General features: G+C 42.4%; 15 protein-coding genes. 4 read left to right on the top strand and 11 right to left on the bottom strand.

The genetic code is table 11. From position 1 onward, the window contains the following. Window positions 1-52: 52 nt before the first annotated feature. Window positions 53-895, bottom strand: coding sequence for a malate synthase (locus DV702_RS05015; protein WP_114923765.1), 843 nt, complete (start codon window positions 893-895; stop codon window positions 53-55). Between the two features lie 471 nt (window positions 896-1,366). After that, entirely contained in the window at window positions 1,367-1,714 is a 348-nt protein-coding gene (locus DV702_RS05010) for a DUF6568 family protein (protein ID WP_114923764.1), read from the bottom strand. Between the two features lie 152 nt (window positions 1,715-1,866). On the opposite strand from DV702_RS05010, the gene DV702_RS05005 reads away from it, so the two are divergent. Then, a complete protein-coding gene (locus tag DV702_RS05005) occupies window positions 1,867-2,589 on the top strand; it encodes a DUF421 domain-containing protein (RefSeq protein ID WP_114923763.1) in 723 nt (240 codons plus the stop codon). 112 nt (window positions 2,590-2,701) lie between these two features. On the opposite strand, the gene DV702_RS05000 is transcribed toward DV702_RS05005, so the two are convergent. Continuing rightward, entirely contained in the window at window positions 2,702-2,902 is a 201-nt protein-coding gene (locus tag DV702_RS05000; protein WP_114923762.1) for a cold-shock protein, read from the bottom strand. 362 nt (window positions 2,903-3,264) lie between these two features. Here DV702_RS05000 and DV702_RS04995 point away from each other — a divergent pair, with 362 nt between their 5' ends. After that, window positions 3,265-4,317: an aromatic acid exporter family protein gene (locus tag DV702_RS04995; RefSeq protein ID WP_114923761.1), complete on the top strand. Its 1,053-nt coding sequence runs from the start codon at window positions 3,265-3,267 to the stop codon at window positions 4,315-4,317. A gap of 161 nt (window positions 4,318-4,478) precedes the next feature. Further along, window positions 4,479-4,616, top strand: a complete 138-nt coding sequence (locus tag DV702_RS16785) for a hypothetical protein (RefSeq protein ID WP_162805718.1) — start codon at window positions 4,479-4,481, stop codon at window positions 4,614-4,616. Between the two features lie 126 nt (window positions 4,617-4,742). On the opposite strand, the gene DV702_RS04990 is transcribed toward DV702_RS16785, so the two are convergent. Both DV702_RS04990 and DV702_RS04975 read right to left on the bottom strand, forming a co-directional pair. Further along, complete coding sequence (locus tag DV702_RS04990; RefSeq protein ID WP_114923760.1) at window positions 4,743-6,551, bottom strand: M3 family oligoendopeptidase; 1,809 nt, start codon at window positions 6,549-6,551, stop codon at window positions 4,743-4,745. 1,096 nt (window positions 6,552-7,647) lie between these two features. Then, the gene (locus DV702_RS04975; RefSeq protein ID WP_114923757.1) at window positions 7,648-8,106 is read right to left on the bottom strand and encodes an immunoglobulin-like domain-containing protein; all 459 of its coding nucleotides are present in this window, start codon (window positions 8,104-8,106) and stop codon (window positions 7,648-7,650) included. An 89-nt stretch (window positions 8,107-8,195) separates the two neighbouring features. Between DV702_RS04975 and DV702_RS04970 the strand changes: the two genes are divergently transcribed. Beyond that, a complete protein-coding gene (locus DV702_RS04970; RefSeq protein ID WP_114923756.1) occupies window positions 8,196-8,642 on the top strand; it encodes a GNAT family N-acetyltransferase in 447 nt (148 codons plus the stop codon). Between the two features lie 57 nt (window positions 8,643-8,699). On the opposite strand, the gene DV702_RS04965 is transcribed toward DV702_RS04970, so the two are convergent. The 6 genes from DV702_RS04965 to DV702_RS04940 form a co-directional block, all read right to left on the bottom strand. After that, complete coding sequence (locus DV702_RS04965; RefSeq protein ID WP_114923755.1) at window positions 8,700-9,062, bottom strand: DUF488 domain-containing protein; 363 nt, start codon at window positions 9,060-9,062, stop codon at window positions 8,700-8,702. Window positions 9,063-9,403: 341 nt separating this feature from the next. After that, window positions 9,404-9,919, bottom strand: coding sequence for a CcdC family protein (locus DV702_RS04960; RefSeq protein WP_114923754.1), 516 nt, complete (start codon window positions 9,917-9,919; stop codon window positions 9,404-9,406). Continuing rightward, the gene (locus DV702_RS04955) at window positions 9,912-10,244 is read right to left on the bottom strand and encodes a thioredoxin family protein (RefSeq protein WP_114923753.1); all 333 of its coding nucleotides are present in this window, start codon (window positions 10,242-10,244) and stop codon (window positions 9,912-9,914) included. The genes DV702_RS04960 and DV702_RS04955 overlap by 8 nt, the downstream gene beginning before the upstream one ends. Before the next feature lie 28 nt (window positions 10,245-10,272). Continuing rightward, the gene (locus DV702_RS04950; RefSeq protein WP_114923752.1) at window positions 10,273-10,983 is read right to left on the bottom strand and encodes a cytochrome c biogenesis CcdA family protein; all 711 of its coding nucleotides are present in this window, start codon (window positions 10,981-10,983) and stop codon (window positions 10,273-10,275) included. A gap of 123 nt (window positions 10,984-11,106) precedes the next feature. Beyond that, complete coding sequence (locus tag DV702_RS04945) at window positions 11,107-12,885, bottom strand: ABC transporter ATP-binding protein (protein WP_240315683.1); 1,779 nt, start codon at window positions 12,883-12,885, stop codon at window positions 11,107-11,109. Next, window positions 12,878-14,638 carry an ABC transporter ATP-binding protein gene (locus DV702_RS04940; protein ID WP_114923751.1) on the bottom strand — a complete coding sequence of 587 codons (1,761 nt, stop codon included), beginning with the start codon at window positions 14,636-14,638 and terminating at the stop codon, window positions 12,878-12,880. The genes DV702_RS04945 and DV702_RS04940 overlap by 8 nt, the downstream gene beginning before the upstream one ends. Window positions 14,639-14,678: the final 40 nt, after the last annotated feature.

Here is a 14,678-nt window from a genome sequence, read left to right as displayed (position 1 = left end):
CTCAATGGTAAAAAGCACAGAATATTTCCTGTGCTTTGTCTGCTTATCCAACTTATCTTTTTCGTAAGACCCCATTAGCTTCGGGGATATTGTCGATGTCGATCGCATTCACAGTGCAAAAGTATTCTAAAAACATTTCAGCTTTTTGCATTTCTTCTTCGTCTGTTTGTAGCGCGATAATATCTTTTAGTATTTGGGCAGTCCAAATATTATCAAAATAACGGAATGTGCCAGAATTCCAAGATGTACGATCAGGATAGTTTTTATTTTCGTAATAATTCCAGAAAAGCAACTGTTTGGATTGTTCCTCTGATAGTTCGATTCTAAACTCTGTATGGCAAGGTACGAGACCGTCTTCGCCAATTGCTCCTGTAAATAGACTGTCTACCATAAAGAGGCCGAGGATCTTTCTTTCTGTTTCTTCTTCATTTGCATTTCTGGCCGTTAATACTCCTGCACTGTTTGGACGCAGGCGAGTGACCGGATTGGGGCGCCCTTTGTTTTTCCCGCTTTGAATACTGCCTGTCGATATTTGCCAATCGTTAAATTCGTTTTCTTGCTCTTCAGGTTGTAACCAAAAGACAATTTGGGAACTATCATGCGCTTTATGATTTTTCAGTATCTCTCGGCGTTGCTGTTCAAACAGTTGGCTCTTTTTCTCTTCTTGACGTTGCTGTTCCGCGACTTTTTCATCTTCTTTCTTCTGCACGAACACTTCTTCCAACGATTTAGCCAATGTTTCATTTTCCAGTGTAATAAATTTTTCAAATGCATCGGGATAAACAAATTTTTTCGTATGATCCGTAAAATCTACCACGATGACTGCGTCTTCCTGTTCTACGATGTTTCCTGTTCCAAACACATTATGCGTAACTTTTTCATTTAGTAATTTCACTACACATTCTCCTCCAATACGTATTTCGGTAATTTAAAGCTATTCCACTAGTTCTACCTGCTCATAACAAACGCTTGATTGAACGAAAAGATAAGTAATTCAAAAAAGCGCACCCATTTCCTTTTGAAATAAGTTGCGCAGGATTACCGAATGCCGTCTTAACCGCTGTTATATATAGAGTATACCATATACACGCGGATTTCTAAAATTTATCATTGACATGAACGAATTGTGTATCGTACAATGTAATATTTTGAATTTCCAACAGGCGGTTTATATTATGAAATGAAAGAAAGGATTACTTTTTTCCATTGCTTAGTGTGAATGCATTTTTTATATGTGCTACATGGTGTTCTTCGTTTTTCTGATGAATCAAACTAGGCAGTGAAAAACTAGTCGTTTTTCACTGCCTGGTTATTTTAGGGACTTTATGGTTAGACTTATTTTTTAGCTTAGGGTAGCTTTTTTATGTTACTTATTCATAAATGCTTTGATTTCTTTTTCTGGCATAGAGGAGTCACATTTTACGTTGACGGTATCGCCATTCGTATAAATGAAGCCTGGTACGGTCGGAATGTCATATTCTTTACGGAATGCTGTAATTCCGTCCATATCGGATGCTTCTACGCTATTGACGTAATACACTGTCGTATTTGTTTCATCTGCGACATGTTTTAGTTTCCCGACGAATACTTGGCAGAAAGGACAGACTGATTTACCGATGTAAAGAACGGCTTCCCCATCCCCTTTTACCAACTCTTGTGCTTTTTCGGAATCGATTTTTTCGAAGCTTGCGACTGTGTCTTCATATGTAGCCATAAATAATCCATCTCCTTTCATGATTATTCATAGTATACATCAATGCGCACATGTTCCCATACAATATGCTTCTTTCTATAACGGTGTGGAATCGAAGCTTATGATATATCAGAATTGGGTAAAGAAAAGTGACGAGAAAAGGGGGAATTTGGATGTACGTCGATATCACTTTCAAAATAATCGTTGGGTTAGTCAGCTTATTGATCGTCATTCGACTACTTGGAAAAAAAGAACTGACACAAATGACACCATTTGATTTTGTTTATTTAATTTTGCTAGGTAGTTTTTTGGAAGAAGGACTATTTGACGACAAGATTTCAATATTTCACATTATGTATGCAATTTTTTTATGGGGTTTTCTCATTTTTCTTATTGAAAAAATGGTGTTGCGCTACGATCGCTTCAAAAGAGTCGTACGGGGAACGCCGAGTGATTTGATCGTCAAAGGAAAGATTGATGCTGAGGCGTTAAAGAAAAATAATATGGAGTTGGATCAGTTGCGTACGATGATCCGCAGTCAAGGATACTTTTCCATTACCGATATTCAACATGCTACGTTAGAAACAGGAGGTTCGTTAAGTGTTTTGCCGAAAGTAAAAAAAGACGCTGTAACGCCTCCTATGCTACATCTTTCTGTACCAGAAAATGAAACGACCTATTTGTTCATTGATGAAGGGAAAGCGTGCTGGAAAACGATCGAAAAAGTTGGTAAATCTGAAAAGTGGTTGCTTCAAAAATTGCGTGAGCATAAAATTGAACGTGTGGATGACGTATATTGCGCGGAATGGGGAGAAACGAGCGGATTATATATTTTACGTTATAGGGATCTCGACAACATTTCGGAAACTTTGGACGCTAAGCAAAACTTGACATAAAACAGCCAAAAACCTGTAGCGACCCCTTATAGCGAAATGAACTGCTAACCGACTTGGACGCGGTGAATGGAATAAAAAAAGACCCTACAAAGAGGGTCTTTTTAAACTATAATTAGTTTTTTTGAACGTTAGTAGCTTGTAGGCCACGTTGTCCTTGTTCGATTTCAAACGTTACGCTTTGACCTTCGTCTAAAGATTTGAAACCTTCACTTTGAATAGCTGAGAAATGTACGAATACGTCTTCCCCATCTTCACGCTCGATAAAACCAAAACCTTTTTCTGCATTAAACCACTTAACTGTACCTTGTTCCAATATAATTGCCTCCTAGTGTGATCATTCACACGATATGTTACTATGCTTGCTCAAATACCTTAGACGAAAAACAAAATCTTATCTGAAAAGAACAAAGATAATACTCTCTTAGATTAACAAACATCTGCACAAAAAGCAACCCTTATGATTCACTTCCTACATTTTGTTTGGAATTCTGTCTTTCAAAGACATTAATCATACGTCGTAAAGGCATAGAAAGAGTATAGTGGGCAATTCTCGTATTTTTTTACTCGCAGTCCCCATTTACGCTACTACTTCATTATTAGAAAAATTATAAGCCAATGGTATACTAACGATAAGTGTTATTCGTTTTTACAGACGATAGGAGGGTCTACTACGATATGCGATCTTTTCATTTCAACGGTGGTCGAATAGTGAAGACCGGTCTCGCTATCTTTTTAACAGCGGTTATTTGTGAGTGGTTTCATTGGCAGCCTGTGTTTGCTGTCATTACCGCAATTGTTACAATCGAACCAACTGTCAGTGATTCTATTAAAAAAGGGATTGTTCGATTTCCAGCCTCGGCGATCGGTTCAGGATTTGCTGTATTTTTTATCGCATTGTTTGGAAACTCACCCATTACGTATACATTAGCTGCCGTTTGCACCATTTTAGTTTGTTATCGATTAAAACTGCATGCCGGTTTACTCGTTGCCACGTTGACAGCAGTAGCTATGGTGGAAGTCATCCACAGTAATTACCTAATCGCCTTTTTCATTCGACTCGGTACGACTACGACAGGGTTGCTCGTATCGACAGCGGTCAATATGCTCGTCTTTCCGCCTAGTTATAAGAAGGACATCGTCACTAGTATGGAACGGATCGGCCAGCAAGCAAGTACCATTTTGCATCAAACATTTACTAGGATTTTATATGGCAAGCAAACAGATGAGAAAGAAAGTGAGTTGCTCATTCAACAGTTCATGCAAGAAATTAGAAAGACGGAGACGTTGATTCATTTCGAACAAAATGATTCAAAATTGTATCCTTGGGGCGGCAAGAAAGAAGAAGGCCTTCTGTTAGCTGAAAAGCAATTATTATTTTTACATAACCTGGAATATCACATACAAGCTTTGCTCCATATATCAGCCGAAGACGTATCGTGGACGAATGAAGAGTGTGACCTTCTCATGCACGCTGTCACCGATCTCGCGGACTATTTGGGAAATATCTCATCCGATCAAACACATCCATTGCACTTAGAAAAGGTCACCCAGCTGTTTTGGCAAAATCAAATGTCCACTACCTCTAACGGTACTTCTCATTCTCCGGGTTTTCCTCCAGAGTTTGTAATTCTTTATGAGTTGATCGCTTTGTATGACGTCGCCAGTCGATTGAATGATCATGACAGACCGAAAAAACATGGGGCTGTCCAGAAAGTCAGTGAGAACTGAGTTTCTGTGACAGCCCTTTTTCTCATGAAACGAATAGAAGAATCCTTTCTTCGCCGTTCCTTTCCGTTCCACTCGATATCTTGCTTCAAATAGGTACAAAAAAATCGCCCTTTCTAGTAGAATAAAGTTACCAAACCCACTCTACGAAAGGACGTTTTTTTATGCGCAATCCAAAGATTACTTACGAACAGTACACCACAGAACAACTCACTTTTTCTATAGAAGAACATACGGCATCGTTCCGTGGCCTTGAAAAGTTTCATACGAAGTTCGGAATCGTCGCACTGGTTCACAGTTGAAAGTAGCGTGTATCCGCCGGCTACTTTCAACTGTGAACGACTACAAACCAAAATCAGGCAGAGAAAAACGAATCGTTTTTCTCTGCCTGATTTATTTTAGGGACTTATTGGACAGCCCCATGTTTTTTACTTTTTCATATGATTCGTTAACGCAATGAATTGTTCTACATCTTTTTCAACCAATTCGATTCCAGCAGACCAGAATGCCGGCTTTGTGACATCTACGCCCAAATGTTTTTCGGCTAACTCTTCTACTGTCATCGATCCTGTATCGCGAAGCAATGCAATATACTTTTCTTCAAACCCTTCCGGCTGCTTCAAATATTCCGCGTAAATCCCGAGGCTGAATAAATAACCGAATGTATAAGGGAAGTTATAGAACGGTACGCTGTCAATGAAGAAATGCAGTTTTGCTGCCCAGAAATGCGGATGATAGGAAGAGAGACTGTCGCCAAATGCTTCTTTTTGCGCATCGACCATCAATTCGTTTAACCGGTTTTCTGAGACAATTCCTTCTGCACGCTCTGTATAAAAGCGGTCTTCAAATAAGAAACGGGCACGGATATTTAAAAACATCGCAGTGGCTCCTTCTAACTTCGTAGCTAACAGGGAGATTTTCTCTTCATCGGATGCCGCGTTTCTTACTGTCGCATCCGCAATGATCGTTTCCGCAAATGTACTAGCTGTTTCCGCCACATTCATCGCATACTCACGATTCAACTCGGGTAAATCTTTCATCACATGACTATGAAACGCGTGTCCCAATTCATGAGCTAACGTACTCGTATCGCTTGGCGAGCCTGTAAATGTCATGAAAATACGGGACTCTTCCCACTCTGGCAAGCTCGTGCAGTACCCTCCCGGACGTTTATTCGGACGATCTTCCGCTTCTATCCAACGGTTTTCAAGTGCGTGTTTAGTAAATTGGGTTAATTTCGGACCAAATGAAGAGAAGTGCTCCAATACGAAATCACATGCTTCCTCATAAGTAAAACGTGTCGGTTTCGTTTCACCTACCGCAACAGGTGCATCAACGTCTTGCCAGCCTAGTTTGTCCATCCCGAATAACTTCGCTTTTTGGTCGAGATACTGGATGAACGGTTTCTTCTTCGCGTCCACCGCTGACCACATGGCGCGCAATGTTTCTTCGGTCATTCGATTATATTCTAGCGGTTCTTCTAAATGACCTTTTCGGCCGTGTAGCTCTTGTAATGTCAATCGGTAGCCCGCTAAATGATTCAAAATATCAGCGAAAATCGGACCGTTTTTCGACCACACGTTTTCCCAGTTTTCGAAAAGTTGCGCGCGAACCGTTGCATCCGGATCCGCGTACATTTTATTCATCGCTTGACCGATCGATAAGTTCGTCGTGTTGCCTTCTGGATCTGTAAAAGGAACGGTCATCGTGGAACCTACTGTATCGTATAAGTCGCTCCACGCAGCGATGCCGTCTTTATTTAATAGTGCGATCAGTTTCTCTTCTTCTTCTGACAACAAACGCTTCCCTTGATCGCGCAGTTCATTTAAACCGAAACGGATAGTCTGTAAATAGTCATCTTGTAGTAACTGATGCCATTGTTCATCCGCAATCGCGACGATCTTTTTCGTAAACGTCGTGGATAATTGCTGGATGTCACTCGCCAACTCCATTACTTGCCCTTTCACTACGCTGGCGTGATCATCGTTCATAAATGCGTCATGCCACATATTGATAAAAGTACTTACTTGACCTAATGCTTTGCCGATTGTTTCATTTTGTTTCAACAAGTCTTGTAATGTCGCAGCGTCAGTCGACGGATCACTGTGCCAAGCGCTTACTTGCTTGGCATATTGTGCAATGTCTTTCTTTATAGAAGCTAATTTACTCTGGACTTCTTCCGAGCGCGTGCCTCCTGGAAATATGTTTTCTAAGTCCCATGTTTGTTGATAAGTCATTGAATGCTTCACTCCTTCCCCTACTATTTTACCCGTTGATCACGAATGTAGAAAGATTGTTGCTTCTACAAGAGTATTCTTCTGCTTTTTATGAGGCTTGATGATTAGCCTTTAGGGAAAGATGGATATTGAGGTAAGGTTGACTGGGAGTGTCTTGCGGCTTACGCTTCTAGACGATACGCTTTCCGGAGGGGACGCGGTGGACCGTCAAGCACTGCGAGTTACACCTGTCAAATGCAAAGATGTGCTCCTTCTCGCTGCGCTTCACTCGCAAAAGCCGTCCTTCGCTACGGCTTTTCCTGAACCTCTCGGAGTCGATCGTCTGTAAGCTCCAAGCCGTACTTTGTGTGTGCAAGACAGTTTGATCACTCTTTGTATGTGGTGAAAGACCAACTAAATAGACTTGTCTGATACAATGCGACCGTTTTTGAAGTTAAAAAGCGGTGAAGTGTTGCTAGCTACTATGACTGTTTCGATGGACTGAGTGGAAAAAAGCAATGACCCTATATGCATTCAGTCAGGCAACCCATAGCTCCACCCACACTGTTCAGGAAGCAGAACTTACCCTACCCCAACTTCTGAACGAACACAAACTGACTTCCCGACAAAAACTCAAGGATTCTCCCGGAAGAACCGGCGACTCCTGGAGGATCAGTGCGACAGGCGTAATCGCCAACGCACTTCTGGCGAGTCCGCCGCGCACCCTCAGGAAAGCGTCCGGTTCTGCAGGGAGAATCCTAGCACGTACACTACTTTTCTGCACTGCAAAGGAGAAGTCACTTACCCTACTCCTCTTTCTGAACGAACACAGACTGACTTACGAACACTAAGTCAAGGATTCTCCCGGAAGAACCGGCGACTCCTGGAGGATCAGGACGACAGGCGTAATCGCCAATGCACTTCTGGCGAGTCCGCCGCGTCCCCTCAGGAAAGCGTCCGGTTCTGTAGGGAGAATCCTCACACGTACACAACTTTTCTGATCCGCACCGGAGAAGTTCACTTACCCCACTCCAACTTCTGAACGAACACCAACTGACTTCCCGACACAACCTCAAGAATTCTCCCGGAAGAACCAGTCAGACTTGCCTTTTTATCATCATTCAATCGCAAACTCAGCTGTCACATAATGGGTTTCGTAGCCTTCTACGTGATTTTCAGCAGACACTCCTTTAATGATTCGATACGTCCCTCGTTCAAGTTTTCCGTAAAGCAGACTCCACTCTATCACCCATTCATCGGATTCAGTCGCTTTCAACTGATGAATCTTGTCGGGAAATTGATGGTCTCCCGTACGTACCGGTAGTTGATACCAATCCCCCTGTATATTTTTTTCTATCATAAAGTGTTCGCCGTACGTATACGTTATATCGGATTCATTTTTTATTATGATCTCCCCTTTGGCGGGCGTCACTTTTTCTTCAAGCAACGTAATCGTCACACCTTCTAGATCGTCCGTGAATGCGTGCGTAGTCGGTTCCCATTCGGTAGGTTTTTTGCATCCGGTAAGTGCTGCACTTATGAGGACTACACAGAATAGATGAACTATCCGTTTCATACTTTTTCCTCCTCGTCTTTATGTATAATGGAATCAATGCATGTTTCACTATCAGGCTAGCAAAAATATGTAGAAAAGGAATGAATCCAATGAGAGTTAAAAGAATCATAAATAAGGAAGACTTACAAACCGCCTTCGCCATTCGCAAAGAAGTGTTCGTCGAAGAACAGCATGTCCCTCTGGAAGTTGAATACGATGAATATGATACACTCAACGGCTTGTGTGAACATGTTTTAGTTTATTATCATGAGCAACCTGTCGGAACCGGCCGAGTGCGCCCTGTCGATCAGTACGGCAAGCTAGAGAGGATTTGTGTACTCAAGCCTTTTCGTTCATACGGTCTTGGAAAAGTAATCATTCAAGCTTTAGAAGACACGACAGCAAACAATGGTCAAACCCGCGTGAAATTACACGGTCAAACGCAAGCAGAAGGATTTTATAAAAAACTTGGCTACACGTCTTCGTCCGATATATTTATGGAGGACGGCATCCCTCATGTGCTCATGACGAAAGATTTGATTGATGGGAAGTCTTGAGTTTGGGTGCTGTATACTCAAAAAATCCGTATACTCCAGTAGTATACGGATGCTAGGTTATTGATGATCTAGTATTTCTTTCAACACAGCGGCTTGGTTATGATTTTCGTCTTTTGCGCCGAATACAAGCGTAATGTTTTTATTATGTTTCTTCGTCCATTGTTTTAATTGCTCCAGTGCTTCCCGTTGTGTGTCATTTTCTTTGAGTTCTTTTTTATATTTTTTCTTGAAGTCTTCGTATTTGTCTGCGTCATGGTCAAACCATTGCCGCAGTTCTTTACTTGGACCAATGTCTTTTACCCATTCGTCCAGTGCTGCGTCTCCTTTACTGACGCCGCGCGGCCAGAGACGATCCACAAGAATTCGCATACCGTCCGATTTCTCTACGCTGTCGTATGCACGTTTGATTTGTACCGGCATGTGCTTTTCCTCCTTTTCGTTCTAGTGTTCTTATACCCTGATTTTAAGGTAGTGAATCCTAAGAGTTTGAAGGTGAGTGGGTAAGTGTGGGACTAGTTGATACCGTTACTGATTTTTGGAAGTGATCGGTTCATTGTAGTCACTTCGGCGCTGGTAGGTGGGAATCCCCGACTCGCAGAAGCTGTAATTGAAAGCTGAACTTTCAAAAATTCAAGAACCCAAAACAAAATCGACTCACGCCCCAACACACACTACCCTTACGAACTAACTAAACCATCAACCAAAAAAGCACCAACAGGTTTCCCCATCGGTGCTTACTTCGTATATATACTATGTTTTCATCACTTCGTACGCTTCTCCAACTGCTTATATTTCACCAACATTCCCACACGCCATGGCAAAATCATAGAAAATGCGAGAATGAAGAACATGCCACCAAGCTCTCCGACGTCAATCGTGTTACTTAAAACGATCTTACCGATCATTCGAATGACGAGCAACCCAAGCAAGATGACGAGAAAAGCTTTGGACTTCTGTAAATAGATGCCATCTTCTTTCATTTCAAAACGAGTCGTATAAATTAAAAATGTGGAGAACACCAAACCGACGAAACTTGCTTCCGCCACTTGAATCCACGGCACTTGAAATTCATCGAATAAAAACATCAGCATTCCCGTTGACATGAAAAGTGGTGGTAAAATAATCTTTTTCGCCTGAATCGGCTGATTGGCCGCCTTTGCGCGCATCGTATAAACAAATGTCGTCATTACAATAAAAATAACCGTGGAGCCGATGATTAAGTAAATGGATGGAATGCTGTTGAATAAATAATCGACCAACTCTTGTAATTTATTCATGATCCACATTCCCCCACTGAACAAGTTCTTCTAAACGCTTTTTCAAATCATTCATCGGAACAATCCGTGCGAAGCGGGTTAGTTCCTTCTGTTCATGGAACAATAAAACGACTGGGGCTGTGAAAAGCGAAAGTTGTCCAGCGAGTTCCGGAACCGCAGAAGCATTGACACGATAAAACGGAAAAGGATACTCGCTTTCCAGTGCAGCTACTTGCGGGTAGAGTCCGTCGCAAACTGAACAATGATCCGTTTTCACGAACAGCACGCATTGGTCAGTTTGGGTAAGTCGTTCTTGCCACTGTTCAAAAGAAGTAATATCCTGCATATTTCCACCTCGCCTTCGCTACGTTCGTTTAAAATCCTTGGAAGTCTCCGAAAATCGGGCTCAGTAAACTAGTCAAAAATACCATACCGTCAAAGAACAATAGAATACCGAATGCGATCATTAAGTAGCCACCGATTTTCGTGATTTTCATACTATGTTTGCGGATCCAACCAATTCGTGTAATAAAGAACGATAAGAAAAAGAATGGAATCGCAAAACCGAGTACATACAACATCATATACAGCATACTGGACGCTGGATTGGTTGCTGCGAGATAAATAATCGCACCGATGATTGGACCCATACACGGCTGCCAACCAGCTGAAAACGCCAAGCCGATCAAGGCTGTACCTAAATAGCCGGCCGGTCGATTTTTGAATTGAAGCTTTTTCTCTTTCATTAAAAACTCTGGTTTAAATAAGCCGATTGTCATCAAACCGAATACTACGATGAAAATCGCACCCAATTGACGAATCAAATCTTGATACTGCAAAAAGATCGATCCGATAAACGATGTACTGAATCCTAAAATCACAAATACGACTGAAAATCCTAGTAAAAAAAACAGCGTATGTAAAACACCCGTACGCCCCATACCTTTTGACTTATCCCCGAGATCATCGAGTGACATGCCAGTGATGTATGATATAAAGGCCGGATATAGCGGTAACACGCAAGGAGAAATGAAGCTTAAGAAGCCAGCTCCAAATGCGAATAAAATATTTACGTCCGCTCCCAACAGAATTCCTCCTTCACCTTCAGGAATAGTAGAAAGCTGACATTGCCAGCTTTCCCACTCTATCGTACCAAACCCGATGGCAGATTACGCTACATTTGTTTGTGACATCTTTTTGACGGCGTATTACGGTGTTTCTTGGGTACCATTTTGTAATTCATACATCGTGTGATACAAGCCTTTTTGCGCCAGTAATTCCGCATGCGTTCCCCGTTCCACAATTTCCCCGCGATGGAGCACAAGAATGAGTTCCGCATCTTGTATCGTACTCAACCGGTGCGCAATCGCAATCGTCGTCCGACCTTGTCTCATTTTTGACAGACTCGTTTGAATTGCGACTTCTGTTTCAGTATCGATATTCGCAGTTGCTTCATCTAATACTAAGACTTTCGGATTCATCGCAATCGTACGTGCAAAGGCCAGTAATTGACGCTGTCCACTTGATAGCGTGGAACCTCGCTCTGTCACTTTTTGGGCATATCCTTTCGGCAATTCATTGATAAACGAATCGGCTTGCACGAATTCTGCGGCCGCTTGTATATCCTCATCGGACAACTCCGTGTTATGGAGTCGAATATTGCTTGCGATATCGCCGTAGAACATGAATGGATCTTGCAGCACCAAGCCTACTTTCGCACGTAACTCTTCCATCGGGTAGTTTTTGAGCGACACACCGTCAATCAGAATTTCGCCTCTTTCATACTCATAAAAACGCATGAATAAGTTAATGATTGAACTTTTTCCACTGCCTGTATGTCCGACTAGCGCAACCGTTTCACCTGCATTCGCTTTAAATGAAATATCTTTTAGCACATCATGCTTGCCGTCATAACTAAAGGACACATTGCGGAATTCGATCGTTCCCGTCGTGATTTCATTTTTCGTATTGGCTGTTTGTGTAGGCTCCAGTTCTGGATCATCAATCAATGCAAATACGCGTGATGCGGACACGATCGCTTGCTGGAAAATCGATAAACGCGACATCACTTGTTGGATCGGCTGGAACAATCGACGCAACAGTGTCGTAAATGCATAAATAACCCCGACATCGACTGGTTGCAGTAAAGAAACATATCCGAAATAACTTAGTACAGCCACAATTGCGACTGTATAGAGTAAATCAATTAACGGTGTCAACAACAACGTGTCAAACTTAATATTGCGCATCCCTGCACGATAATGACCTTCATTGACTTCGATAAATTCATCAGCCAGTCGTTTTTCTTGTCTAAATGCCTGAATCATCCCCATCCCTGAAAGAGATTCAGAAATTTTAGCGTTCAGCTGACTTAAACGTTCCCGCAAGTCTTGGTAAAACTCTGAACTGTACTTACGATAGACAGCGACAACGACTAAAAACACAGGCAGTAAGATGAGTGTATAGAGTGCCAGTTTAGCATCGAGCGTAAACAGGGCGATATACACACCGACTAGCCCGAAAATCGCTTGCAAGAAAGTAGAAGCGACACCGACGAACATTTCTTTGATCGACTCTGTATCATTCGTTACTCTAGAAACAACTCCACCAGCTGGCGTCTGATCGAAATAACGCAAACCGAGCTTCTGGACTTTCGTGAAGACGTCAATGCGCAATTGCTGAATAATGTCTAACGCGAGCTTTTGAAATCGTAGCGTCTGAAAATACGAAGCAATCATATTGACGAGTTGCAGTCCAATATACATTCCCGCAATGAGCATGATGGATTTCATCGGAAAATTCAACGGTACGACGTAGTCATCGATGAATGTTTGGATGACCAATGGACTGACAATGGTCGCTGTAACCGTTAATATGAGCAAAATCAGCGCGAGCATCGCACTAACTTTGAATGGCAAAATATAGCGCACCAACCGTATAAACGTCCTCCATTGATCGCGAGCGGACAACTCTGTTTGCTTATTCAATCGCCTCGCCTCCTTGCTCTACAATGGACTCTAGTTGCTGTAAATCATACATTTCTTTGTATATTCCTTGTTGTTTGATCAACGAATCATGATCACCGATTTCCACAATTTCTCCTTCATCCATCACGATAATTTGATGGGCATGTTGAATGGCACTCAATCGGTGAGACGTAATAATCGTCGTCTTGTCTTTTCGTTGCTCTTTCAATGAATGTAGAATCGCTTCTTCCGTTCGCGCATCCACTGCGGACAACGAATCATCAAGCAATAATAATTCAGGATCCATCAAGAGCGCACGGGCGATGGACACACGTTGTCTTTGACCTCCTGATAACGACACCCCGCGTTCTCCGACGAGTGTTTCATAGCCGTCGCTAAATGACAGGATATCTTCATGAATATGTGCGGATTTTGCAGCCGCCACAATTTTTTCCTGATCAATTTGCGGATTAGTGAACGCGATATTTTCCGCAAGTGTTGTGGAAAATAAGAAATGATCTTGCGGCACATATCCGATCGCTTGGAGTAAACACTCTTTCTTATAATGCGTAATCGGTATCCCACCATACGTAATACTCCCTGTGTACCCGTCGAATTCCCGCATTAACACTTTTAAAATGGCGGTTTTTCCGGATCCCGTTTTCCCGACAATACCTAGCGTCTCGCCTTGCTTTAATGTGAAATGCAAATTCCGTAACGCAGGTCTCGTGTCGTCTGGGAACGTAAATTTATCCACCGCAAAGACGATATCTCCATGGGGCAACTTTTTCACCGCATTCGATCGATCCTGAATTTCAGGTTCCACCGCAAGTAGCGACAAAATCCGCGTATACGACGCATTTCCGCGCTCTACTATATTAAATAGGAAGCCAATCGCGAGCATCGGCCATGTCAACAATCCTAAATACGCAGTAAAAGCGATCAAATCACCGATCGTTATGTCTCCCGCCAAAATGAACTGCGTTCCAAAATAAAATGATAAGACGTAGGAGATAGCGAAAATTCCCGCAATCGTCGGGTCGAATAATGCATCTACTCTCGCTACATGCATGTTTTTATCAACGACTTCCTTGGAACGATCCGTAAATTCCGCAATGTCTTCTTCTTGCTGACCGAATGTCTTCAGCACTTTAACACCCGAAATACTTTCTTGCGTTTTGTCGTTCAAATCCGAAAACGCTTCTTGAGCCACACGGAACCGTTTACGCAACAATCTTCCATAATAACTCGTCAGCAAGACCATGAACGGAATGGGAATGAGCGCGATCAATGTTAATTTCCAACTAATCGTAAACGCCATCGTTAAAATGACAAATCCGCCTGTGGACAAAGAATCCGCCAGCGTTAAAATTCCCATCCCTGCTGTTTGTTGAACCGCATTGATATCATTCGTCGCATGCGCCATTAAATCACCGACTCTACGCCGTTGATAAAACGAAGGCGACATCTTGGTAAAGTGCAAGAATAGCTGCTGTCGCAACGTCCGCGCCAAATAAACAGACGAACCGTAAATCATCGTCCGCCATACATAGCGCCCACCGTACATCAATACTCCCGCCACAGCCAATATAATCATCCAACGCGTCAACATGTGGAACGTCAATTCATCCTCCGTCACCGCATCTACAATCATGCCGATAATTTTCGGAGGTGCTAGCTGGAGGAATGCTACAAACATTAACGTAATAATGCCGATTATATAGTGCTTTTTCCGTTCTTTAAAAAACCAACCTAAATCCCATAACACTTTCATGCACGTTCCTCCTTCTACAAACCGTCTAGCGCTTTTTACT

The organism is Sporosarcina sp. PTS2304 (assembly GCF_003351785.1).
Classification (GTDB): domain Bacteria; phylum Bacillota; class Bacilli; order Bacillales_A; family Planococcaceae; genus Sporosarcina.
Note: the sequence above shows the minus strand (reverse complement) of the source record. Positions and strands in the feature narration are given on the sequence as shown.